This is a genomic window from Nonomuraea sp. NPDC051298, from assembly GCF_055586305.1.
In genome coordinates this window covers 1-25210 of the sequence record NZ_JBVJIM010000050.1, presented here as the reverse complement: position 1 = coordinate 25210, position 25210 = coordinate 1, and the positions used below count along the sequence as shown (strand labels likewise).

The 25210-nt window shown below is 67.2% G+C and carries 12 protein-coding genes; 8 read left to right on the top strand and 4 right to left on the bottom strand.

Annotation, left to right across the window (positions count from 1 at the left end; all coding sequences use genetic code 11):
• Nucleotides 1–223: 223 nt before the first annotated feature.
• From ACZ6S0_RS52160 to ACZ6S0_RS52150, 3 genes are all read right to left on the bottom strand, one after another.
• Complete coding sequence (locus ACZ6S0_RS52160) at nucleotides 224–1435, bottom strand: hypothetical protein (RefSeq protein ID WP_465928488.1); 1212 nt, start codon at nucleotides 1433–1435, stop codon at nucleotides 224–226.
• Nucleotides 1436–1916: 481 nt separating this feature from the next.
• Complete coding sequence (locus ACZ6S0_RS52155) at nucleotides 1917–2273, bottom strand: hypothetical protein (protein WP_465928486.1); 357 nt, start codon at nucleotides 2271–2273, stop codon at nucleotides 1917–1919.
• A 494-nt stretch (nucleotides 2274–2767) separates the two neighbouring features.
• A complete protein-coding gene (locus ACZ6S0_RS52150) occupies nucleotides 2768–3019 on the bottom strand; it encodes a hypothetical protein (protein ID WP_465928484.1) in 252 nt (83 codons plus the stop codon).
• 365 nt (nucleotides 3020–3384) lie between these two features.
• On the opposite strand from ACZ6S0_RS52150, the gene ACZ6S0_RS52145 reads away from it, so the two are divergent.
• Complete coding sequence (locus ACZ6S0_RS52145; protein ID WP_465928482.1) at nucleotides 3385–3963, top strand: TetR/AcrR family transcriptional regulator; 579 nt, start codon at nucleotides 3385–3387, stop codon at nucleotides 3961–3963.
• A complete protein-coding gene (locus tag ACZ6S0_RS52140) occupies nucleotides 3947–5101 on the top strand; it encodes an alpha/beta hydrolase family protein (protein ID WP_465928480.1) in 1155 nt (384 codons plus the stop codon). The genes ACZ6S0_RS52145 and ACZ6S0_RS52140 overlap by 17 nt, the downstream gene beginning before the upstream one ends.
• Nucleotides 5102–5835: 734 nt before the next feature.
• Here the strand turns inward: ACZ6S0_RS52140 and ACZ6S0_RS52135 are convergent.
• On the bottom strand, nucleotides 5836–9654 hold the full coding sequence (locus tag ACZ6S0_RS52135; RefSeq protein WP_465928478.1) for an AfsR/SARP family transcriptional regulator: 3819 nt from the start codon (nucleotides 9652–9654) through the stop codon (nucleotides 5836–5838).
• A gap of 494 nt (nucleotides 9655–10148) precedes the next feature.
• Here ACZ6S0_RS52135 and ACZ6S0_RS52130 point away from each other — a divergent pair, with 494 nt between their 5' ends.
• The 6 genes from ACZ6S0_RS52130 (at nucleotide 10149) to ACZ6S0_RS52105 (ending at nucleotide 25001) form a co-directional block, all read left to right on the top strand.
• On the top strand, nucleotides 10149–10577 hold the full coding sequence (locus ACZ6S0_RS52130) for a hypothetical protein (RefSeq protein ID WP_465928476.1): 429 nt from the start codon (nucleotides 10149–10151) through the stop codon (nucleotides 10575–10577).
• 949 nt (nucleotides 10578–11526) lie between these two features.
• Nucleotides 11527–13719: a DUF8189 domain-containing protein gene (locus ACZ6S0_RS52125; protein ID WP_465928474.1), complete on the top strand. Its 2193-nt coding sequence runs from the start codon at nucleotides 11527–11529 to the stop codon at nucleotides 13717–13719.
• Between the two features lie 42 nt (nucleotides 13720–13761).
• Complete coding sequence (locus ACZ6S0_RS52120) at nucleotides 13762–23331, top strand: LamG-like jellyroll fold domain-containing protein (protein WP_465928472.1); 9570 nt, start codon at nucleotides 13762–13764, stop codon at nucleotides 23329–23331.
• Nucleotides 23321–23821: a hypothetical protein gene (locus ACZ6S0_RS52115; RefSeq protein ID WP_465928470.1), complete on the top strand. Its 501-nt coding sequence runs from the start codon at nucleotides 23321–23323 to the stop codon at nucleotides 23819–23821. The genes ACZ6S0_RS52120 and ACZ6S0_RS52115 overlap by 11 nt, the downstream gene beginning before the upstream one ends.
• Nucleotides 23822–23871: 50 nt before the next feature.
• Nucleotides 23872–24189, top strand: a complete 318-nt coding sequence (locus tag ACZ6S0_RS52110; RefSeq protein ID WP_465928468.1) for a hypothetical protein — start codon at nucleotides 23872–23874, stop codon at nucleotides 24187–24189.
• Between the two features lie 89 nt (nucleotides 24190–24278).
• Nucleotides 24279–25001 carry a hypothetical protein gene (locus ACZ6S0_RS52105; RefSeq protein WP_465928466.1) on the top strand — a complete coding sequence of 241 codons (723 nt, stop codon included), beginning with the start codon at nucleotides 24279–24281 and terminating at the stop codon, nucleotides 24999–25001.
• Nucleotides 25002–25210: the final 209 nt, after the last annotated feature.

The following is a 25210-nucleotide window of genomic DNA, read 5'->3' as shown; positions in this document are numbered from 1 at the left end:
CACCTGGAAAACCATGGCCACGCCTGGAGAACCGATGTCCGCGCACCTGGCAAACCAATGCCCGCCTACATGGAAGTCAGCGTGTCCGTTGACACACTCGACCGCGATGTGAGACGCCGTCTCGCGGCCTCCAGCTCACGCTCCTGGATTGTCTTCGCTGCTCGCGGCGAAGAGAGGGCCAGCCCCTCGCGAGCCAAGGCCGCCCACTGCTTGGCATCGGTCATCACACTCTCCGCGCCCTTTGTGCTCTCCAGGCGGCAAACATCTTCTCCTCGGCCGCCATCTTCTCCAGGCGGTGGCGCTCCATCTCTGCACGCACCGCCCGGAACGCCGCGTTCGGCTTGGCCACCACCGCGGGAGACGTCGCCGTATTTTCGGGACCCGTCCTGTGCTCGCCGGTGTCCTCGCCGCCCGGGCCGGGGGCGAACACATAGCCGGCGGCCTGGGCCATCGCCTGCCACTCTCGCCGCCGCGCCTCCTGTTCAGCACGGCGCCGCTCGTCGACCGCCGCCCGCCGCTGGGACGGCAGCAGCAGCACTTGCCCGTTCGGAGCCATCCACGCTGATAGCCGGTGCACCACCCACCCGGCAGGATGGCGGATCTCGCGGATGCTTTTCCACGTGTACGTCCAATGGCTGTCGTCGCTTCGTACGTCCAGGCCATGCAGCAGATCAGCGGGGGTGGCCCCAGCATCGAGGAAATCCTTGAGAAGCCACCGCAGGTACCAGGGCGACATCAGACGGAACACCGGCGACTCCCTTCGGAGTCGTTCGCAGGCCGCGAGTCTGTCACGTTTGGTCCTCGGCGTCCGGTGCAGGTGCCATGTCGGCGAAATGCGGGAATGCTCCTGCTCGCGGAAAGGTAGACGACTCTCGCCTGCGCGCGTGGGAATAGGTGCTTCTTCACTTTGTGAAGAAGCAGAAGGGGGTTCACTTACGCCTTCCTCCTGATCACGGCCCTGATCCTTTGTGTGATCGCGAATACGGTCGGCGGCCGTGCGGCGCGGCACGCACAGCACCCACACCGCAGCCCTGTTGCCGAACCCGTCGTCGACCAGGCCCGCACAGGTTCCTTTACGGAACCTGCAGATGCTCCCCTGCTCGACGGTGCCGAGCCAGCCGCGTTCGCGCAGCCAGCGCACCCACCGCTTCACGGTCGGTTTGGCCAGTCCGGTGCGCTCGATGATCCGATGGATGGTCGGGCGAGAGCACATCGTGCTCCAATCCGCATGCCAGCAGATGACGTTGGCGACCAGGACCAAGCTGCTGTAGCCGTCGCAGCGCAATTCCAGGACTCTGGCGTCCTCCTTCAGGGCGCGCAGCCACGCACGCTGGGAGCCCGCTCGGCGCATCCCGCGCGGCACTGCGGCGGCGATGAGTACCCGCGAAGGGAGGTCCTGAGTGTTCGACACGCCGGTGAACACCGTCCAGTGCACACCGGATCGGCGTCGCTGATGGGTCGTTTTGGTGGCGGGTGTCCGACACGCCACAGTTCCCGTTTGGAGGCATGCTGGCATGGCCCCACGTTCTGATGCCATAATGGCGAAGTCTCCAGAGCTAGATGGAGGCACAACAAAGCCCGCGGGCGGCCAGCCAGGCCGACGCGGTCATATCAGCCGGACGATCCTCCTTGTTGCTCAGCTCACAGGGCCTGCGAAACCATGTGGGAGCCGAACGACGTCGTGGATCGCTCGTCAGGAAACGCCCCGCTCTCCGGCGGGGCTTTCTTGTTGCACGTGTCGTCTCCTTGGCGCGCCCGCCGTACCGGCTAGGCGGCCGCTTCTCAGTGTTGCGACAGAGCTGCAGTTCCTTCTGGAAGCTGAGCTCGGGCGTATGGCTGGGGCGTGAGTGCTTGGGTGGCGCACACGCTTGCCCGTGGCGGCCAAAAGCTCCTTTCAGCCTGGCGTGGGCAGCGCATCAGGCGCTCATCAAATTGAGATCGAGCTGCTCGGGATGCTCGGCGACGACAAGCTCAGCGTTCTCCTGGCCGAGTTCGGCGGCCTCGGCAGCCTCGACCAGGATCTCCAGATAGCGCCAGATCGGCACCGTACGGGCACGGGCACCCCTCTTCGCCGCCACGCGCACCTCCGGCCGGACCCGTCCCGACAGCATGACCTCGTCCCCCGTGGGGACGCGGGCACGCCGCGGTACCGGCCCAGCCGGCGGTCGGCGGGTCAGCGGGTCGGCTTCCACCAGTCGCTCCAGGTAGAGCGAGATGGACACGCTGTCCCGGGCGGCGCCGTCCCATGCGAGCCTATGGATCCTGGGGCTCACGCGACCACCGAGCGATCCATAGACGCCGCCCGAATCAGCGCGTCGTGTGCGTCCAGCGATAGCTGCCATGCGGAGCATCATCGCGTACCGATGTTTGCATACGCCACATCCGAAACGGCGTGTCGCAGATTGTTGCACAGAGTTGATCTACAGCAACTGGCAGGGTCTGAACGGCTGTCCCGAGACACGGCGAGTCCCAACCGCCCTGCGGCGAGCATCGCCGTCGCTGGAGGCGATGCTCGGAACGGCTGCGGCCGACGCAGCCTACGCTCGGTGGCCCCGAGAATGATCGGCGCGATCGCCGCCAAACCGGAACGGACGGCAACTCTGGGCGCGGGACATCGCCACCGAAGCGCAGGTCTCCGCCGCACCGACCGGTCGCCGCTTCGCCCTCCTCCACGACGGCACCCTGGACATCGTGGACACCTATGGAAGGACGACCATGCGCCTGACCGGCGTCACCTCCGCCCAGTTCACCGCTGGTGGTGACCTCCTCACCCTGGACCGCGAGGGGAGACCTCGTCGGCTGACACCACGCTGAGCGGCGCGCTGGCCCAGCGCTTGGCCAGCAGGGACCCGTGTGGCAGCGCCGCACCGATGTCGGAGACGGGGCCGAGGTGGCGGGAGACGGGAGCCACGCCCAGCGCCGCCACCGCGATCAGCGCCTGCCGCTCGGCGGGGCGCCGCCGTCGCGGCGCCCCGCCCGCTGCGCGAACACCGCGGCAAGTGCGTCGGCGGCCCTGCATGCCATGGTGGGCGTTGGTCGGCGTCAGGCAGGCGCGCTGATGCGAATGGCGTGCCCGTCCAGAGCGGCCACTACGTTCAAGACAGTCAGATCGCCTCGGCCCAGCTCGTTAACCAGCACATACCGCCGGCTCGACGAGGATTGCTCGACTCTGCTCACCATCACACCGGCGAGCCGCCGGACGTCATCCGCTGGTCCCCAACGAAGTTGACCGCAGCGTCGCGATACGCCTGACACGCTGTCGTCGTTGTAGCCGGGGGAGTTCAGCCGTTCCCTGCCAGCCAGCGGACGCCGTCATCATGAGGCGGTGGCAGAGGACGCCGTCGCGGGTTTACGACGTACACCTGATGGTTTACGGTGTACGCCATGAGATCTTCGGGCACGGCGGAGAAGATCATCGATGCCGCGCGGGCCATTCTCGTGAGCGAGGGTGCCGCGGTCGTGACCATGCGGCGGGTGGCCAGCCTGGCCGGGGTGTCCCCGATGGCCGCCTACAAGCACTACCCGAGCCGCCAGGCGCTCCTCGACGAGGTGGCCGGCCGGGCGTTCAGGGAACTGGCTGGGGGGTGGGGAAGCCGGGCGCCGGGCGGTCTCTGGGAGGAGCGGGCACTGGGCCTCATGGAGGACTTCCTCGACTTCGCCCTCGGGCGGCCACACCTGTACAACTTCCTCATCACCGACCACCGCGAGCGTGCACGGCGCTTCCCCGACGACTTCAAAGGCGGCGGGCCACCGTTCTCGATGCTCGTCGTGCTGGTCGAGGAGGGCATGCGCGAGGGGCTGCTGCGCGAAGACGATCCGCTGGAGGTGACGCTGACGGTGACGGCGTCCGTTCAGGGCCTCGTACAGCTCTACCACGGGGGACGCATCGGCCTGGACGAAGCCGAATTCCGGGGTCTGTGCGAGCGCACGGTGAGGAGGATCCTCGATGGCATCGGAAAGTGAGCGGCGACCCCGCCGCCGGCGATGGGCGCTGGTCGCGGGAGTGGCGATTCTCGTCGTCCTGGTCGCGGCCACGGGGCTGGGGGCGTGGTGGGGCAGCGATCAAGCGGTCAAGGTCGTCCGCTACGGGACGAGCAACACCAGGGTGCTGGCCGTGCAGGGTGATCTGGTGACACTGGAGCTGACCCGCGAGTCCGGCAAGCCGGGCACGTACTGGCTGGAGTGGAGCGGCACGTACTCGATGCTCGGCGACGTCGTGTCCCGCGCGCCGGGCAGGGTGACCCGCAAGGTGCTGCGCGGCCCGGCCCCCTCGGTGGGCACCCCGGGCTACTTCGGCAATGTTCCGCCCGGCGATCCCCGGGTGGCCTGGGGGATCGGCTACTCCGAGATCATGGTTCCCACGGAGCTCGGACCTGCCCCCGCCTGGTACGTGCCCGGCACCGGCAGCACCTGGGTCGTCGCCGTTCACGGGCAGAACGGGCGGCGCAAGGCGGAGCTGAAAGTCCTGCCGGTCGTGCACGAACTCGCGCTGCCCTTCCTGGACATCACATACCGCAACGACGAGGGAGCGCCGCCTTCCCCTGACGGGCTGCTGCACCTGGGCGCCTCGGAGTGGCGCGACCTGGAGGCCGCCCTGCGCCAGGCGCAGGCGATGGGGGCGCGGCGGTTCATCCTGTACGGCACCTCTATGGGCGGCCAGCTCGTCGGCCAGTTCCTGAGCAAGTCACCGCTCGCGAACCTGGTCGACCGGGTCATCCTGGACGCCCCCCTGATCGACATGCGGATGACCGCGGAACAGGCCGTCAGGAAGTACCACCTGCCCGCCTTCATGGTGGGACTGTCGAACCAGGTCATCGAGTGGCGTACTGGGATCGACCCGGACGCGCTCAGCCTGATCCGCCACCCGCCGCAGGTCCGCCCGCCCCTCCTGCTGATCCACACCGAGCCCGACGCCGAGCACCCGATCCAGGAGGCGCGCGACCTCGCCGCCGCCGGTGGGCGCCTGGGATGGCAGATCCAGTTCGAGCCGTTCGCGCAGGGCGAGCACACAGAGGCGTGGAACGTGGACCGCGACCGCTACGACCGCCTCGTACGCGACTTCCTGGCCCCGCCCCAGCGTCATCCTGGTCGCACGGAGTAACAGTCCGTGGTCCTTGCACCTCCCGCCATCGTGAGAGCAAGGATCACGGCTGAGCATTCCTGGTGGCTCTTGCCGGAGCCGGATTGGGTGGCCCGCTGGCGTCTCGAGCGCGAGATCAGGCCCGGCAGTACCCGGCCCGGTTCCCGTGAAGTTCTTCTGGCCCTTGAAGGACGGGAACGCCCTTGAAGGCGTCATCCGCTCGAAGGGGACATGCCAGCACGACGAAGGGGACCCCTGTCGTCGAACGCCCATCTCGTCCGAGTAGGCCAACTCAAACCACGATGAGGGGAGCACAGGTCGGTTCTTGGAGGAAGGCACCAGTTTCCACGAAGAATAGAACACATGTTCTATTTGACATAAGATTCCTTATCGAGCAATCGACCGGCAGCGGGGGAAGGGGCCTGCTCTCACTGTCTGTCCCGTGACAGCGAACATGTCGTTTGACAGTCATCTTGTCGTCTCGCATGTCGCTCCCGAGGAGTAACGACAGGTAGTTGTCACGACCCTGGTATGTCCCGAGTGACGCTTGCGGTACATGGTTGGCATGTGCCTTTTGGTGCTGCTGTCACTCATGATCCGCCTGTGCATCGTCCGGTGACTCTCTGTGAGCTGCCCGACGGCATGAGACTCGTGTCGGCAGTGCTCATGAGGATGGCTGCCCCGGATGTGACCGTGCCGTTGGTGGATCTCGGGGCGGTTCGCTGTGCAGGCTTGCGAATAGGTGGTCGTTGTACTCATACCAGGGGATCCGGCTGCGGTAGTTGTGTTCGCACGAGTATCTGATCGACGCCATCGTTGCCCGGTTCTCTGCCGTGCGCAGGGCGGTGGGCACCGAGCTGGTGGGCGTATTTGGCTCGGACTGTTTCGGCTTGGGGGTGGCCGAGTTCGGTGAGGATGCTCAAGGCATGCTTCCATGCTTGTCGTGCCGCGTCATGGTGGCCCGTACCGTGGTGGACGTCGCCCTGTAGGTCGATGGAGAGGGCTTCGTGGTAGCGGTCGCCGATCTCCCGGTACAGGTCGGTGGCGTGCTGGTGGCAGGTCATAGCTTGCGCGGGGCGGCCCAGCTTGGCGTAGGCGTAGCCGAGGGTGTTCAGCGTTGACGCCTGGCCCCACCGGTCCCCGATCTCCTGCTGCAGGGCGATCGCGTCCTGGCAGTGGGGGACGGCTGGCTCGCACTCGCCCAGATGGTTAAGAGCCCAGCTCACCGCGTTGAGGGCGTTGGCCTGTCCGCCAGCGTTGCCAGTGGCGCGGAACAGGTTTAGGGCACGTTTGGCATGGCGCAGCATGGGCCGATATTTATGCAGGTAGGAGGACACCGCGCTCATGCTTTGGTGCGCGTGGGCCTTGGCCGTGAGGTCGCCCATTTGCTCTGCCGTGTCGAGGGCCCGCATCAGATAGGTGGCTGCTTCGTCGTAGCGGCCGAGAGCCGCGTGGGCGCGGCCGAGTTCGCGCACTGCGCAGGCCTCCCCGGCTTTGTCAGCGGTCCGCCGCGTGCTCTCGAGAGCGATGCGCTGCGTGGCGAGCCAGTCCTGCCAGTGGCCACGCGGATAGAGGTAATGTCCCATCGCCCACGCGAGCCGCCAGGCGTGGGTCTCGCAGCGAAGTCGAGCCGCCTTCCGGATCGACGCCAGGAGCACCTGGTGCTCGGTTGTGAACCACGTCATCGCAGCGTCGGGGTCGGCGAAGCGCTCGGTGGTGGCTCCAGGGTGGGACGGGCCGAGAGCGATGGGTTGGGTGTGCGGTTGGAGCAACGTAGCGGCTCTGTATGCGGTGCTCAGGTAGTGGTCGAGCACCCGGCGAAGCGCGCCGTGGCGGTCGTCTTCGGATTCGAGGGTGCCGACGAGTTCGGTGGCGTAGGCGCGCAGCAGGTCGTGGAAGGCGTACCGGCCAGGCAGATGCTCGGTGAGCAGGTGCGCGCGCGTCAGCTCGCCCAGCAGCAGTCGCACCCGCGGTTGCGGCACTCCAGCCAGACTGGCCGCTGCGGGAGCGGCGATGTCCGGCCCTGGATGACAGGCCAGCAGCCGAAACAGCCTCGCCGGCTCCGCGTCGAGCGTGCGGTAGGACCACGACAGGACGGAGCGGATGTCGCTGAGGGCGTCATGTCCGGTGAGCACGTCCAGCGCGTTGTGCGCGTCCTCCAGATCGGCGGCAAGCGTGGCGAGCGGGAAGCCCGGGCGGACGGCGGCGTGCGCGGCAGCCAGGGCCAGGGCTAGCGGGAGCCGCGCGCACCGGTCAATGATCTCGTTCACCGCTCGGGGATCGGCTGACACCCGCTCCCTGCCAAGGCGGCGCATCAGCAGATCGCGCGCCTCGCTGGTGGAGAGCAGATCGAGTACGAGCGGCTGAGCGCCTTCTGTGGCCATCAGGCTTGTCAGCCGGTCCCTGCTGGTCACCACGGTGAAGCAGCCGGGCGAGCCGGGCAGCAGCGGTCGGACCTGCTGGGCGTCATGGGCGTTGTCGAGGACGATGAGCATACGTTTGCGCGCGAGCATGCTGCGATACAGCGCGCCCTGGGAGTCGAGTTCGGTGGGGATGCGCTCAGGCGGTACGCCGAGTGCGTCCAGGAAACCGCGCAGCGCCTCGGCGGAGGTCATCGTCTGCCCCTTGGGCATGAATCCCCGCAGGTTGACATAGAGTTGGCCATCGGGAAACCGGTGCGCTGCCTGGTGAGCCCAGTGCACCGCGAGGGCGGTCTTCCCCACACCCGCTGTCCCCGTGATCACGACAGGAGCCATGGTGGCGGGCCGCTCGGCAGCGGATGGCAGGAGACCGTTCAGTCTCGCCAGTTCGGGGTGACGGCCGCAGAATCCGGGCATGTCGGCTGGCAGCTGTGCCACGAGGTCGAGCGCGGCCGAAGTCGTCGAGGCACGTGCGGAGTGATCGCGCACGATCGTCTGATGTAGTTCTCGCAGCTCGGTTCCGGGACCGACGTTGAACTCGTTGTCCAGTCGCCCGCTGATGCCGGCGCAACACTTCAGTGCCTCGGCGGTGCGTCCGGCGCCGTGGAGTGCGCGGATCAGGACGCACGCGAGCGGTTCGGCGAGGGGGTAGTCCGCCATCAGGACGTGGAGGCGGTCGATGACGGTCTGGTGGTTGCCCAGCCGGATCTCGGCCCGGCCCCAGTCCACCGCCGCGTCAAGCCGCTGCCGATGGCATTCCTGCCGGAGCAGTTCGACCCACGCGCTTGACAACCCTGCGAGAGGGACGCCGCGCCACAGATCCAGCGCTTCACGTAGGAGCGGCGCCCGCCCGGCATCGTCCGCTTCTCGCGCCCGCTTGATAAGGCTAGTGAACAGGTGCAGGTCGGTCTGGTCCCGGTCGACTTCCAGCACATATCCGGCATCGCTTCGCTCCAGGCACGGACTGTTGCCATCCTGTCGTGCCAGTGCCAGCGACTGTCTGATCCGCGTGATGTGGGCGTACAGGACGTTTCGCGCCTGCGCCGGAGGCGTGTCAGCCCACACTCGTTCAATTAGCGTTGCCACTGGCACTGGCCTGCCGGCGTCGGCGAGCAGGGCCGCGAGCACCGTGCGTTGCTTGGCGGGTCCGAGATCGAGCGTTTCCCCGCCTACACGCACTTCTACGGGGCCGAGTAACAGGAACTTCACCTCGGCTGATCTGGACGGCTCGCCCAAGTGATCTGACGGGACGTTGATGTCAGGCGCTTGCCGAACGCCGCGCTGATCGGGGGGCGGCAGGAACAGGCCGGGATCTTGGGCGAGGATACGCTCGTGGAGCTGCCTGAGCGGAGGACTCGGTTCAACTCCCAGGTCGGCTGCGAGGTGTTCTCTCAGATCGTGGAAGGCGTGCAGAGCCGCCCCTTGCCTGCCGTCTTGGCACAGCGCGAGCATCAGGTGACCCCATAAGCGTTCGCGCAGCGGATGCTCGCTCAGCCACGGGCGCAGCTGATCGGCTACCTCTCTATGCAGGCCCAGGGCCAGCCGCGCCTCCATCCAGTCTTCGAAGGCGCTCAGCCGCTCTTGCTGGAGTTGTGCGGCGATCTCGCTCAGGCTCCGGGTCAGCGGGGTGCCGTCGAAGACGTCGCCGTGCCACAGCGACATGGCCCGCTCCAGCAACTTCTCGGCCTGCCCGAGCTCGCCTGATCTCAGGGCGGAGCGCGCCTGGGCAGTCCATTGCTGGAACCTCAGAAGATCGAGCTGGTCCGGCCGTAAGGTGATGCGGTAGCCGTCGCCACTGGTCTCGATCGGCGAAGACGCCGGATCGCCCGGTGACAGCAGCCGGCGCAAGGTCCACACATAGGTTTTGATGTTCCCCCGGGCGGACAGCGGCGGCTCATCCTCCCACAGGCAAGCCGTCAACCGATGAACCGAAACCACCTGCCCGGCCGCCGTGAGCAGCACTGCCAGCACCTGCCGGTGCTTCGGGCGCGCGATGTGCACGTTCTGCCCCTTGGCGTCACGGACCCTGATAGGGCCCAGTAGCCGGAATTCCACCATGACCTCCGTAATAGATCGATCGCCCCCCGATTCCACCATCGAAATCTTGTGATGCTCAAGGCAGTGGTGGCTGTCTCGGCGATCCAGCCGGCTCATTTTCCGTGGACCGCGTGTGGACCGCGTGTGGACCGCGTGTGGACCGCGTGTGGACCGGCGTCTGGTGCACTAATCGATGGCAGCTCGATCCAAAGTCCGAGGAGAACGCGATGCGCCCTTATCCGCGTACCCGCGTCATCGCCACCGTCGTGCCGCTGATCGCGCAGGTCACGGGGCACGCGGGAAGACGATGGCGAGCGCGGGGGCCAGTTCGAGAGGAGGCCGCGCGCAGCACGCAGCGCTTGGACGACGCGATGCGAGGCATCCCACCTTGCGCCTGCGTCGGGCAAGCGAGCGGCGGTGCTGCCGTAGCGATCCGAAAGGTGTTTGCCGGCCAATGGAACAAACGCCTCGCCAGGCTCTATGGGGCGCGACGGGAACTCTGATGGCAGGAAAACAGAAATTTGATCGCAGGGTAATGGCCGAGCCCGGTCGCTTGCCCGGCCAAGCTCTATATTCTGCCGCTTGAAAACCTCTCTAAAGGAAAGGGAACAATGAGAATCTCGCGAGTGGTTGCCATGGCCTGCATAGGAGCCGTTATCGCCGCCGGGATCGCGCCGGCCGCGCAAGCACGCTCCGCCGCGTACCCGCGCACGGAATACCACGTTAAGTACGGCAACTCCTACGCCAAAGGGAGTCTTATCTGGTACAACCGCTCGATCCGGGTCGGTGGGCAGTTGCGCGCGGCCTCAGGCTGCCGGTCAGTGGTCTACACGGTGTACGGCGGTCGGACTATCCTGTCACGGGCGGTCAGGGACGCCTGTAGCGCCACCGTCAGGCACGGCTTCACGATGTCGGCCAACGTCCGTGGTGGAGCCACGAGGGTGGCCGTCCATCTCTACGAGAACGGTCGTCTCCGCGACTTTGCCGAGTGCACACGCGCCATGGGTTGTGTCGTCCTGGAGGTGATCGAGAACGGTTAATTCGAATGGTTGCGGATATCCGAGATGTCGATGATGGTGTTTCGGGTCTTTCTAGAGAAGTCACAGAAGGTCTGAGACAGATGTGGAGCCTTTCGGCAAGGAAGGTCTTGCCATAAGAAGCCGTACCGACCGAAAGGCTCCGCGTGATTGCTCGTCGTGCTGTGCTCGACATTTCTCGGACCCTGTTAGGGCCGTTGCTCAGTCGCTGCAGGGTCTGCACCGGTCACCCACATAATTGGCACGGAGAGAATCACGTAGATTCACGTGGCGAACTGGTGCGCGGCATCTGAAGGAAAGGACCATGGGAGGGCGGCTGATACGGCGTGCCCGTATTCGGTGAGCAAGACGGTTTCCCCTGGCTATGCCGAGGCATTGGCATGAGAGTCGGCCGATCGCCGACGGCGATCATAGAAGGAGCAGGGACTTGGTAGTAACAGGGCGGGAACCATCCGTCTGGTGCTCCAAAAGCCCGAGGAGAACTCGGTGCCTCCCCTGCCTGCGCGGCTTCGCCAGCATTGCTCGCTGAGTACAGATTGACTGCGCGGGACGCGATGGCTGGTCACATGCCCAGATCGAGCGCGGGCCCGCCAGGAGCGCACAGCGCTCCGATCGCGCGATGTCCGGTTACCCACCTCGCGATGCGCAGTTCAAGGCAGGGGTCGTCGATTGGCATTTGTAGATCTGAATTTTCGTTCGGTCTGTTATCGAGTGTTGGAAGGCCCAGCGCTGAATCGTGTTGCCCATGTCCGGTCCTCGTGCCGGAAGGGCTGAATGGGGGACGTATATGCGAAGCCATGTTTTGAGATGCTTATCGGCGACCGCCGCGGCACTGATGGTGTTGCTGGGGGGCGTTGTGATAGCACAGACGGCCGCGCAGGCGCAGCAGGTGGCCCAGTCGCCAGCCTGGCTGCCACCGTCGCCGGGACAGTTCTATGGGGCCCGGGTACGGGTGGCGTCAACGCTGACGATCGCGGGCAGCGCGACCGCCACCTTGAAGGTGGTGGGCGTGGGGTCTATACCGGCGGCGGGGGTGGCTTTGGTCGCGCTGAATCTCTCCTCGAAAGCGACTGCGTCGGGTCAGGGCGGGCTGGTCGTGTACCCCTCCGACGGCAACCAGCCCGCGGTGACAGGTGCGCGCTACCGCGGAGACGTCTGGAACAACGACCTTCTGCTGGTGAAGGTCGGCGCGGACGGCCATGTCAAGATCAAGAACACGGGTACGCTGACGGTATCGGCGGTGGCCGATGTGCACGGCTACACCCTCACACCGGCGGCCGTCACGCCGGCTTCGGCGCCGGGGTCGCGCTACGTGGGCCTGACACCTGCCCGTGTCCTGTCCCAGCCGGTCGTGCCCGCGGGGGGAACGTACACCTTCAGCCCGCTGGGCCTGGGAGGCGTGCCCACCTCGGGGGTGTCGCAGGTGGTCTTCACCTTGATCGGCACGGCCACTGCGGAGGCGCGGTTAACGGTCCACCCGTCAGGTACGGCCAGGCCGCCGGACGTGAACCTGCACGCCACCCCGAACGGCTACAAGGACAACCTCGTGATCGCACAGCTCGGCGCGGACGGCAAGGTCGTCATCAGCAACGCCGGTACGGTCCCGGCCACGATCTGGGTTGATGTGTCGGGGTACTTCGCTACGCCCGAGGCCGCGGTCGTCGGCTCGACCTTCGTGCCGGTCCAGCCGGCGCGGATCGTCAGCAATGCCAGCGTCGGAGGGCTCGCCAGCTACATCTTTTCACCTCTTGGCAAGGGCGGAGTGCCTGCCTCCGGTGTCACGTCGGTCGGGATCAACCTGACCGTCCGCAGCTCGACCGACAACGGCTGGGTCCGGGTGTTCCCCACGGGTGCGACCATGCCGGGTACGTGGGTGGTCGGGTATCCGACGATGACCTACTACAACGCGGGCGCCGTCATCGCCAGGTTGAGCTCAGACGGGCGGATCACCGTTTACAACGCCGGTGACCATCCGGTGGAGCTGTCGGTGGACGTGTACTCCTACACGGTCCAAGCGTGCACGCCGCCGGCGGCGCCCGCCGCCCCCGAGGTCGCCGTCGAGCAGTACTCCCCGACAACCGCTTTGCAGGCGAGCCAGGCGCCGGGTGCGTTCGCGGCCCCGCTGGAGTACGCCTACAGCGACAACGTCGGTCGGCTGCTGCATGGACGCCAGCAGAGCCCGGACGACTTCAGCTCGGTCCAGTGGCAGGTGATCTCCGATGTGGAGACCTCCGCGGTCAGCGGCCGCCCCGGCATGATCGAGCAGGCCGACGGTCGCCTGAGAGTCATGGGGCTGACCACCACGGGCCATGTCTGGATGCGGCCCCAGGCCACCAAGGAGCCGCCGGCCTGGGCCGGTTGGACCAACCTTGGCGGGTTGATGTCCTCGCCTCCGGTGATCGCCAGGCGCTCCGACGACACGCTCGTCGCCTTCGCCGTCGACGCGGGCGGGACCCTGTGGGCGTCCCCGCAGGAGGGGCAGAACGGCACACAGGGGTGCTGGTCCAAGCTGGCCATGACCGGTCTGGCCGGTGCCCCCGTTGTGGTCAGGGTGGCCGCGGGACTGCAGGTCTTCGCCCGAGACACCGCAGGGACCCTGAAGACGGGCCTGTACGCCGGCGGGTCCCTGTCCGGGATGACGAGCCTCGGCGGATCCGGACTGACCGGAACCCCCGCCGTGGTGCTCTACCCGGGCAGCAGGCTTCGCGTGTTCGCCCGCGCGGGCGACGGCTCGATCGTCACCCAGCTGCAGGACGCGGCGGGCGCCTTCCCAGGTACGTGGGAGCAGGTCGGCTCGTTCGTGGCGGCCGGCTCTCCGGCGGCGCTGCTGAGCCCGGTCAGCGGCAAGGCCGAGGTCGTGGCCAGGGACGCGAACGGGAAGATCCACAGCACCGGCGAGACGGCACAGGGCTCTGGCCAGTGGCGCGATTGGATCAAGGCCCAGGGCGAGGCGGACTCGTTCGTGGCGGCGGCCGACCCGACCGTGCTCACCTATACCCGTACGGGTGTTTTGACGTGGGCGTTCATTGCCCGTGACGCCGACAACTCCACCAGGTTCTACGAGGTCTCATCGGGGCTGGCGCGGGCCACGGGGGATGAGCCCGTGCGGTTCGTTCCGCACAACCTGCCCGCGCCGCCCAAGTAGCCCGAATCTCATCCGCGACCGTCTCGATCAGCTGGAGGAACGATGCCCGGACGGCGCCGGCTTCCCTGGGGCCGGTACGGCGTGGCCGTGGCCCTGAGCCTGGCGATGCTCGCGAGCACGGCCGCGGGCGGGCTCGCCGGTGTCGCGACCGCCCCGCCTTCGGCAGCCATCGAGGAGGCAGGGCGCCCGCAGCCGAAACCACGCCAGGCGTGGGGATCGGCTGCGGGCGGGCCCCACGTCGTTGGCTCCTCGGGCAACCGGACGATACCGGCGACGCTGCGGTCGCGGTTTCCCCAAGCAAGCCCGACACCCGCCAGCGAGCCGGAGCCCAACGTCGCCCGGGTGGCGGAACCACCACAGCCACCCGCCGCAACCTTCGACAGCGCCACGAGCCGGGAGATCGCCAGCCTGCGGGGCACGTACCAGCGCGGCTTCATCAACGACGACGGAAGCAGCACCACCGAGTTCTCGACCGTCCCGGTGAACTACCGCGACGAGGAGACCGGGGCCTGGACGCCGATCGACCCAAGGCTCACCCCGGCCGGTGACGGGACGTGGCGCAACAAGGCCGACGCCGTGGACATCCGACTGGCCGCGCGGGCGGACGCCCCCGAACTCGCCCGGATCAGCTTCGACAGGCAGGGCGTCATCGACCTCTCCTTCGCCCTCGCGGGCGCGCGCCCGGTGGCCGGGCATGCATCCGAAGACGCGGTGACCTACCGGGATGCCCTTCCCGGAGGGGGCGACGTGCGACTGGAGCCGGTTCCCGGCGGGGTGAAGGAGACCTTGGTGCTGCACTCACCCGAAGCGCCGCGCCGATACGTCTTCCCCCTGGGCCTGAAAGGACTGACCGCGCGCGTCGAGGACGGGCAGGTGGTGCTCACCGACACGGCCGGGCGGCGGCGCGCCACCATCCCCGCGGGCTACATGTGGGACGCCGCCGACGCGACCTCCGCAGGCGTCACGTACCGACTGGTCACGGTCGACGGCGGCCTCGCTCTTCAGGTGGACCTCGACGCGGAGTGGCTGCGAGACCCTGACCGCAAGTTCCCTGTGTCGGTGGATCCCAGTGTGGCCTCCGACGGCGCGAGTTCCGGCATGGTCGTCCACGGCGGCCGCTCGTATCCGGCGGGCGAGGAACTGCTGGTGGGCCCGCGAGGCGGGGAGCCGGCCGCGTCGTACCTGAAGTTCTCTGACTTAGTGGACCGGCTGCGCGGGCACACGATTTTCGGCGCGCAACTGTCGCTGGTGAACTTCGACGCGGCCTCATGCAAGGCACGCCAGATCAGCGTGCACCCGGTCACGCAGTCATGGTCGGCGGGCACCGGACACTCCCATCCCGGTCCTGCCGTGGGGGGCGCGCTGGCCTCGTCATCGTTCGCCTACGGGCACATCGCGCTCGGCCAGTCGCGCTCGCCGTGCCCGGCCAAGGTGACTCTCCTCGACCTGGGCGCCGGCGGCCGCAAGCTGGTCCAGGGCTGGGCGGACGGCGCGGACAACAACGGCCTGTCGCTGCGCGCGTCCGCGAGCGACCCCCTCGCCTGGAAGCGGATCGCCGGCCCCACATCGGCAAACCCCCCGCGGCTGTACGTCACGCACAGCCCCTACAACGCCAAGTACGCGATCCCCAGCCCTGTCCCCGAGCCTCCCGTGCTGCAGAACCAGGCGGGCAAGGTGAAGGTCACCGTCACCAACCTGAGCGCTGCGGCGTGGACGCCGGGCGGCTACTACCTGGCCTACCGGGTCTACAACGCCAAGACCGGCAAGTCAGTGACGCAGCAGCGGTCGGCCGACCTGCCCAGCACAGTGGCACGCGGCGGCAAGGTGACGCTGGAGGCGACGATCAAACCGTTGCCGCCCGGGACCTATTTCCTCGACTTCACGATGGTGCGCAGCGGCGGGGTCGTGTTCACCGACGAGCAAGTGCCACCCGGGCGAATCGTCCTGCAGGTCGTGGACATCCCACCAGTCGTCCAGGAACTGTTCCCGCCCAACGGCTACCAGGCCCAGACGCTGACGCCGCAGCTCTGGGCACGGGCCGTGGACATCGACGCACCACCCGGCACCGCGCTGCGCTACAAGTTCGAGGTGTGCCGCCGCGACACGGCGGGCCAGCCGGTGAACTGCACGTCCTCGGCCTACCAGGCGAGCCCTGCATGGGTGGTTCCGGCAGGCCGCCTGGTGTGGAGCGAGCAGTACCTGTGGCGGGGCTTCGTTAAGGACGCCACCACCGAGGTGCCCACTGCGTACTCGGCTCTGCTCACCCACGTGCCGCAACCCGCAGTCACCTCCCGCGTGGCGGGAGCACCCTACGGCTCGCAGGAACGCGACTTCGACCCGCAGACAGGCAACGTCTCCACCGCCGCTGTGGACGCCTCAGCCGCCGCCGTGGGCACAGGCCTGGACCTGGTGCGCTCCTACAACAGCCTGGACCCCCGCCGAAAGTCGCCGTTCGGCGCCGGCTGGTTCACGCGCTACGACATGCGCCTCACCCCTGACGAGGACGGTTCGGGCAACGTGGTCGTCTCCTATCCCGACGGACAGGAAGTGCGGTTCGGCCGCAACCCGGACGGCAGCTTCGCGCCACCCCAGGGACGTACGGCCTCGCTCACGTTCGACGGGACGAACTTCCTACTCCTGGACAAGGCCAAGACGTCCTACCAGTTCTCCGGCACCGGTCGCCTGGTGCGCATCACCGACGCCGCGGCCCACTCGGTGGAACTCACCTACGACCAGCAAAACGGCAGGCTGGCCAAGGCACAGGTGTCCAACAGCCAGTCCAACCGGGCAGGACGCGCCCTCACCTTCACCTGGTCGGGCGACCACGTGGCCACCGTCCGCACCGACCCCGTGAACGGCGCACCCCTGACGTGGACCTACGCCTACACCGGCGACCTGCTGACCCAGGTGTGCGCGCCAGCCAACGCCTGCACCACCTACACCTACACGCCAGGCTCGCTCTATCACAGCGCCGTGCTCGGCGACCGTCCCGAATCCTACTGGCGGCTCGGCGACCCCGCCGGGGCGAGCGCAGCCGGCAGCCAGGTCGCCGTCAACCTCGGCACCGACCGCGGCACGTACCGCAACGTCACCCTCGAACAGCAGGGTGCGATCGGCGGAGCCGGGGACACCGCGGCCGGGTTCAACGGCACCACGTCCGTTCTCGACCTCCCGAAAGGCACGGTGAAGAAGAGCCGGGACGTCGCGGTCGAGATGTGGTTCAAGGCGAACCCGACCGGCACGGGCGGCCCGCTGATCGGCTACCAGGACAAGGCGCTCGGCACGGCCTCCACCCTTGGTGTGCCCCTGCTCTATCACGGGTCGGACGGCTTGTTGCGCGGCCAGTTCTGGAACGGGTCCATCGCTCCCATGCGATCGCCGGGGAAGGTGAATGAGGGCGGGTGGCACCACGTCGTCCTGTCCTCGATGGGCGACAAGCAGACGCTGTACCTTGACGGTGCCGAGGTGGCCACCACCGCCAACCCCGCCACCGTCGACACCTCCGCGCTGACCTTCAATCAGGTCGGCGCCGCCTACGCCACCTCCCCAGCGTCCTGGACGGGCTGGGGCGCCGCCTCCCAGCGGCACTACAACGGCACCATCGACGAGGTGGCGGTGTACGCCCACCCGCTGAGCCCGCAGACGGTCCGCGCACACTACGAATACGGTCGCACCGCCGCCGACCAGCTCACCACGGTGACGCTGCCCAGCGGCAAGCTGGCCGCCGAGGCCACCTACGACCGCGCCACCGGCCGCGTCACCGACTACACCGACGGCGACGGCGGCACCTGGCGGATCGGCGCGGCCAGCGTGTACGGCGGGGACGCCGACCTGCGCCGCGGCGTCGAGGTACGCGACCCGGCAGGCAGGCCCTACCTGTACGAGTACGACGCGCTCGCCGGACACATGATCCGATCCGGCTCTCCCACCGGCCTGGTCATCAAGGACGAGGACCGCGCGGAAGCGCTCCCCACCCCGAGCCCCACGCCCTCACCCACCAAGGTGTGCACCACACCCGACCCCCAGGACGTGGCGTTCTGCACCACAATCCCCGGCGAGGCCAGCGGCCCGGTCTTCGACGGCCACAACCTGGACGGCATGGCGATCCGCTCGTTCTCCTACGACGAGCAGGGCTTCCAGAACGTCATCACCAACGAGAACGGCGACACCATCACCCTCGGGCACGACGACCGCGGCAACGTCACCTCGAAGCGGACCTGCCGTGCCTCCACCCAGTGCCACACTGAGTACTCCACCTATCCGGCCGCGCCGTCCGATCCGTTCGACCCGCGCAACGACCTGCCGACCGAGCACCGCGACGGGCGCTCATCCGGGCCGTCCGACAACCGGTACCGGACCACCTACACCTACCACGCCACCGGGCAACTCGCCTCGCAGACGAGTCCCGACAACACGACCGTCAGGCACGCCTACACCACCGGAGCAGAGGCGGCCGTCGACGGGACCATGCCGTCCGGGCTGTTACACACCAGCACCGACGCCCGAGGCGCCGTCACGCGCTACGACTACCGCCACAACGGCGACCTGGCCAAGGCGAGCCTGCCATCGGGGCAGACGAAAAGCTTCACATACGACGCGCTCGGGCGCACGCTGAGTGAAACCACCACCTCCGACGCTTACCCGAGCGGTGTCACCACCACCTTCACCTACGACGCACGCTCCAACCTCACCACCGTCACCGAGCCCGCCACCACCAACGCGGTCACCGGGACCCGCCACCAGCGCCGCACGAGCATGACCTACGACGCCGACGGCAACCTCACGACCACCAAAGTAGAGGACCTGCTCGGCGGTGAGCCCCCGCGCGTGACCACCTATGAATACGACGAGCACAACCGGGTCGAGCGGGCCATCGACGCCGAGGGCGGCGAGACCTCCTACACCTACGACCGCTCCGGCAACACCACGTCGATGACAGACCCGAACGGCAACCGGTACGAGTACGGCTACACCGCCCGGAACATGCTCGCCGAAGTACGGCTGCGCGACTGGGAGGACGACCCCGACGGGGCAGACGAGACACCCGGCGACTACCTGGTGCTGGAGTCCTACGCCTACGACTTCGCCGGCCGCAAGGCCCGCAGCACCGACGCCATGGGCCGCCGGGTCGAATACCGCTACTACAGCGACGACCTGCTGCAGAGCGCCACGCTCAAAAACTTCCGCAACCCCGACGGCTCCACCCGCGACTACGTGCTGGAGAACAACGTCTACGACGGCGCGGGCAACCTGACCCGCCAGGTCACCGGCAACGGCACCATCGTCACCGAGCACACCGTCGACCCGGCCGGCACGATCGCCGCCACCGTCGTCGACCCCGGTGGACTGGCCAGGCGTTCTGCCTTCGGCTACGACCAGAACGGCAACGTCACCAAGGTCACGACGTCCGGCGCGCCCTCCAACGTCCCTTGGACGGTGCCAGCATCCAGCGAGGTCGTCGAATATGAGTACGACCTCGCCGGCAACCTGATCACCGAGAAGCAGACCGCCCCAGGGCAGACCCCGCTGACCACGTCGTACGGGTACGACCAGCGAGGGTTACAGGTCTCGGCCACCGACCCGCGCGGCAACGTACCGGGCGCGGACAAGGCAGCCTTCACCACCACCAACCGGTACGACGAGCTCGGCCGCGAGACCAGCGAGATCAGCCCGCCGGTGTCCGCCGAGAGCGGCGGAATCCCGGCCACGACCGTCACCCCCACCTGGACCACCGGCTACAACGCCTTCGACGAACCGGTGGCTGGCAAGGACCCGCTCGGGAACGTCACCCGCACCGGATACGACCGGCTCGGCCGCCCCACGAGCACGACAGCCCCCGCCTACACCCCGCCCGGCGGAGAACCGATCACACCGGTCACCCGTACCGCGTACGACCCGGCGGGAAACGTCGTCGAGACCCTCGACCCGGCCGGCGACTCCACCCGCTACACCTACGACCGGCTCGACCGCCTCGTCACACTGGACGAACCCGCCGCCTCCGACGCCGACCGGGCCTTCACCCGCTACAGCTACACCCGCACTGGCCAGGTCCTCTCGGTCACCGACCCCACCGGGGCACGGGTCGAATCAACCTACGACGACCTGGACCGGCAGGCCACCTCCACCGTGGTCGAGCGCCGCCCGGCCCTCCAGAACCTCACCACGCGCTTCGGCTACGACGACGCCGGCAACCGCACCACCGTCACCACCCCGACGAACGCCGTCATCACCAGCACCTACGACAAGGCCGGCGACCTCATTCAGATCAAGGACCCCTCAGGCGTCATCGCCAGGCACGGCTACGACTTCGCTGGACGGCAGGTCGCCACGACCGACGGGCTCGGCCGCACCTCGCGCACGGACTTCGACGCCCTCGGTCGCCTATCCACGACGACCAGCCTGGCTCCCGACGGCACCCCGAAGCGATCCGAGAGCTACGGCTACGACCCCGCCGGCAACCTCATCAGCGTCAAGGACCCGCTCCAGCGGATCACCGCATACGTCCACGACGCGGCCGACCGGCTCGTCCGCATGATCGAACCCGTCTCGGACGGCCACACCATCACGACGACATCCGGCTACGACGCCGCTGGCAATCGCACCCGGACCACCGACGGACGGGGTAATGCGACCGTCTACACCTACAACACACTCGGCCTGCCCGAGTCGGTGACCGAGCCGTCCACTCCCGCTCACCCGCAACTGGCCGACCGTACCTGGACCACCTCCTACAACGCCAACAGCGATGCGGTACGGCTCACCTCGCCCGGCGGCGTCGTCCGCGACCGCACCTACGACGCGGCTGGCCGGCTCGTCCGCGAGACCGGCGCCGGGGCCGAGGCGACCACTGCCCTCCGCACCCTCGCCTACGACCTCGCCGGACGTCTGACCAAGGCAGGAGCGCCTGGCGGCGAGGACGCCTACACGTACAACGACCGCGGCGCGCTACTCACCGCGACCGGCCCATCCGGCGCGGCCACGTTCGACTACGACGCCGACGGGCTGATGACCGGCCGCACCGACGCCTCCGGCACCGGCCACTACACCTACCTCAAGGGCCGCCTGGCTACTGTGACCGACGGCATCACCGGCCTGCGCCAGACCCTCGGCTACGACGCGGCAGGCCTGCCGAAGACCCTCGACTACGGCTCCGGCCGCATCAGAACCCTCGGCTACGACGACCTAGGCCGCATCACCTCCGATGAGCTCAAGAACGCGGCTGGCAACGTGGTCGCGTCCACCGGATACGACTACGACCTCGCCGACCGCGTCACTAGCAAGATCACGGCAGGTACGGCAGGCGCAACACAGAACGCCTACACCTACGACCACGCGGGCCGCCTCACCAGTTGGAAGGCCGCAGGCGACACCACCGCCTACGCATGGGACGACGCGGGCAACCGCACCCGCAACGGTGCCAAGACCGCCACCTACGACGCACGCAACCGCCTGCTGTCCGACGGCGACCACACCTACACTTACACCGCACGCGGCACGCAGACCTCCCGAACCGGCTCCGGCCAAACGGCACCGCTGGCCTTCGACGCCTTCGACAGGCTCGCCACCGAAGGCGCCATCACCTACACCTACGACGGGCTCGACCGTGTCTCCACCCGCGGTGGAACGCGCTTCACCTATGCCGGCACGGACCCCGACCCTGTCTCCGACGGCCCCGCCCAATACGCACGCGACCCATCCGGCAGCCTGCTCGCGGTCACCGAGAACCAGCGACAGCGGGTGACACTGGCCGACCAGCGCGGCGACATCATCGGCGGCTTCGACCCCGCCAACACAGCCCTCACCTCCCTCACCGACTCCACCGCCTACTCACCCTTCGGCGAAGTGATCGCCGAACCCGAAGGCGGTACGGCCGGAGCCGTCGGCTACCAGGGCGACTGGACCGACCCGACCAGCGGCAAGGTCAACATGCACGCTCGCTGGTACACCCCCGGCACCGGAGCGTTCGCCAGCCGCGACGACTGGAACCTCAACCCCGACCCCAGCGTCCAGGCCAACCGCTACACCTACGCCAACGCCGACCCGGTCAACGTCACAGATCCCACCGGGCACTGCCCGCTGACCGACTACGAGCGGTGGCAGCTGACCAGCCTGTCCGGACCCGGCTGTGGTGCCCTCATCGAAACCGCCTCCGGCACCATCTCCGGGCCACGCGGCGGTGGCGGTGGAAGGGACGTTTCCGGCCCTGGCCGTTACAGCGCGGCGGCGGCTCGGGAGGCGGCCCTGGCCAGGGCCCGAGCCGTGACAGCGGCCGCAAGATCGAGGGCCGACTCGAACGCCAAACACAATGCCATGCCCCCGCCCAAGGCGGCCGCCCGACCGCACTACGCCAACCGGAAAGAGGTTGTCTCCACAAACCCGAAGGTGCCGGCCAAGCGGCTGTCCACCGTTCGCAACGTGGTCGCGGACCACAACAACAAAGTGCAGGACCTCTACAAGAGAGCAGTGGACAGTGCCGGACCGGTCGTCCGCGATGTGTCCAAGTCGAGCCTTCTCCAACTGGCCGGTGACGGACTCCGCGGGCTGGCCGACCATTTCGGCAAGGCCGGAGCCGGCGTCGGAGACGCCCTGAAGGGAATGGTCACCGACCCGTTCAAGGCGGTAGCCGACCGCTACCGGACAGCGTATGAGAAGTTCCGCGACGAGGGCCTCCTGAGCGCCGCGAAATACGTCGGCAGCAATGTCGCCTGCTCACTCTGCACCGGAGCTCAAGCGGTCGCTGGCCTCGGCAGCGAAGCCGGTCAATGGGTCGACGCAGTCAGGGATGGAGACGTACGCCGAGCATCCAAGCACGGAACCAACCTGGTCCTCTCGATACTCGGGCCGAAGGGCATCAAAGCGCCCAAAGGGCGAAAGGCGCCGAGCACTTGCCGTCTCGCCAGCAACAGCTTCACACCAGGCACCAAAGTCCTCATGGCCGACGGTGCCCACAAGGCAATCGAAGACGTCGAGATCGGCGACGAGGTTATGGCCACGGACCCGGTTACCGGCGAGACCGAGGCCAAGCCCGTGGTCGCCACCATCATCGGCGAGGGCCAGAAGAACCTAGTGCAGGTCACCGTCGACACCGACGGTAAGAAGGGCGACAAGAGGGGCCTGGTCATCGCCACCGACGAGCATCCGTTCTGGGTGCCTGAACTGCGTGAGTGGGCCGGCGCCGGTGACCTCAAGCCCGGGATGTGGCTGCGCACCGCCGCCGGCACCCATGTCCAGGTCGAGGCGGTCAAGAAGTGGACGGCTGACAGGCGAGTCCACAACCTCACCGTCCAGGACATCAACACGTACTATGTGAACGCTGGCACCACACCCGTCCTCGTCCATAACGATGAGAAATCCCGCAGATCCGGTGTCTTCTTCCGATCAGGGAGATACATCTTTCAGATATACGCAAATGACCACGGGCCTGCACACGGGCATCTGAAGGGCGGCGGCTATGATATCCAAATAGGCCAAAACGGTAAGCCGCTGCAAAGCGATGTCGAGCTGACAGCCGAGCAGCAGAAAATTCTGGACAAGTACAGGGGTGTTGTTCGGTCGAGCATCAAGAACAAGATGCGGGAATATCGGGCAAATAATACGCTTGATGAATGTTGACATGAATTCACTCGCCGAGGTAATCGCGGAGCTGGCTGAGCTTGACGGCACAGGCCGGATCGACTACGAGGACGGCCATCAGCGTTGGCGGTTGTACCAGCGCACACTGGCCAACCCGGATGATCGGCGTATCCGTCTACTGTTCCGGGTTGTGGGTCGAGAGGACGATTCCGCGATCGCATTGTCACTCGTCCTGCGCATGTTGGAGATCATTCCGGCAGGTGACAGGGATGCCTGGGTTCACCGGCTTGAGAAGGCCCGGGATCAGGATTACGCTGGTGCCAGAGCGCACGATCTTGGTGTTCTGGAGTCCTTGCTTGAGTTATCTCTGGACGCTGATTCTTGCTATGCGGAGCAAGGATGGTCCGAGTGGCTGCAACTGCGTTTGGCCGCGCTGAGCCGTAATGATGGGATTGTGACCTACCTGGCGGCTTCTGGAAGCACGAAGCGTATCAGGCGAGTGGCCGCTAAGCGTCTCAATGAACAATAGGCCGCCTGCCTGCGAAGGATCAGTTGTCGGCGAGCCTCAGCCGACGGTTCGTGCATCTCGACGCGCACGACCTGCTCGACGTGGTGAGGGGCACAGAGCTCATCGTGGCGGGAGCAAGGGCCCGCACCGACGTCAGTCATCAGCAGCTTGAGGCTGTAGGAGAGACATTGCTAGACGGAGGCGTCGCGGACGTGATCACGATCCGCGAAGACGGCCTGCCCTCGCCCGGCCCCGGAGGGGTGGAGGAACAACTGCGCGCAGACAGTGCAACCCACTTCAACAGCACATCCGATCGCGCGAGCGGTGGCGAAGACGTTGCGGAAGCACTAGATCAAGGAGACAATCGAGGCGGACCGCCGCACGTTTAGGTGGCAGCTGAGCGCAAGTGTCAACGCATACGGATCCGAGGACGCCGGGCGTTGTCAGCCGAGTCATAGAGAGGGAGAAAGCCTCGCCGATGACCGACCATCAGCCCTCGCCCGCGGCCACTCTGAAGGCTCACCTCCAAAGAGCCGTCGAGCGGGAGAACGAACACATCGTTCTCGAACCCACGGTGCTGGCACTGGCCGCCGAGGCACTGCACGAGGCCGTTCCGATTGCGCCTGGCCCTCGGCTGGACGTCACCAAGGTGCAGGTCGACACCCTCGCCGATCTCGCCCTGATCCACGTGATTCGCCGACAGGCGCTAGCTGGTGAGCCACCAGAACGGTACGAGTATCAGGCGGCGGCTGCGCTCTCCACGCTGGTTGCCTCGCTTGACGTCGGCCGAGTAGCCCCTCAGCTTCGTGAGATGGTCGACCATGCGCGGGAGCAAGGGGCACCAACCGAGGCGGAGCCTGCGGCGCTCTGGGCTCTGGACAGCTATGCGGCGCTGCTGGAGAGCGAAACCTCACGCACCGAAAGCCCGGGCGTTCTGGACGCGGCCATCATGATGCGCCGGTGCGTAGTGGATGCGATGCCGCCAAACCACCCGGGTACCGCTGGAGCCCGGACGGACGTGGCAATGCTTCACGTCCGGCGATTCGACATTCGCCAAAACCCCGAGGATCTCGACCACGCGATCGAGTTGCTTCGGCAAGCCGTCACGCACGCACAGCAGGAAGATCAGCGAGCGGAAGCTCATCGCCTGCTGGGCATCGTCCTCGATCACCGGACTTTCCTTGCCCATGATGGGAAGTAATCGGAGGGCAGGGCCATTCGCCCGAACGACGCAAAATCCCATACCGGACAGAACATCTTTTCTGTCTGGTATAGGATGATTTCAGCTCCAGGGGGTCGGCAGAGGGCGAGCCGGTGTCCCGTCTCAATTGAGCTGGCGCAGTCTCAGTTGACCTGACGCATTCGACAGTTTTCTCAGTTGACCTGACACAAGATCGCTATAGTGCTCCC

What these genes read in the sequence shown, in the direction of transcription:
- ACZ6S0_RS52115 (WP_465928470.1), top strand. Translation starts at nt 23,321, where the DNA reads ATGAATGTTGACATGAATTCACTCGCCGAGGTAATCGCGGAGCTGGCT.
- ACZ6S0_RS52150 (WP_465928484.1), bottom strand. Translation starts at nt 3,019, where the DNA reads ATGCAGGGCCGCCGACGCACTTGCCGCGGTGTTCGCGCAGCGGGCGGG.
- ACZ6S0_RS52130 (WP_465928476.1), top strand. Translation starts at nt 10,149, where the DNA reads ATGAGAATCTCGCGAGTGGTTGCCATGGCCTGCATAGGAGCCGTTATC.
- ACZ6S0_RS52145 (WP_465928482.1), top strand. Translation starts at nt 3,385, where the DNA reads ATGAGATCTTCGGGCACGGCGGAGAAGATCATCGATGCCGCGCGGGCC.
- ACZ6S0_RS52140 (WP_465928480.1), top strand. Translation starts at nt 3,947, where the DNA reads ATGGCATCGGAAAGTGAGCGGCGACCCCGCCGCCGGCGATGGGCGCTG.
- ACZ6S0_RS52105 (WP_465928466.1), top strand. Translation starts at nt 24,279, where the DNA reads ATGACCGACCATCAGCCCTCGCCCGCGGCCACTCTGAAGGCTCACCTC.
- ACZ6S0_RS52120 (WP_465928472.1), top strand. Translation starts at nt 13,762, where the DNA reads ATGCCCGGACGGCGCCGGCTTCCCTGGGGCCGGTACGGCGTGGCCGTG.
- ACZ6S0_RS52135 (WP_465928478.1), bottom strand. Translation starts at nt 9,654, where the DNA reads ATGAGCCGGCTGGATCGCCGAGACAGCCACCACTGCCTTGAGCATCAC.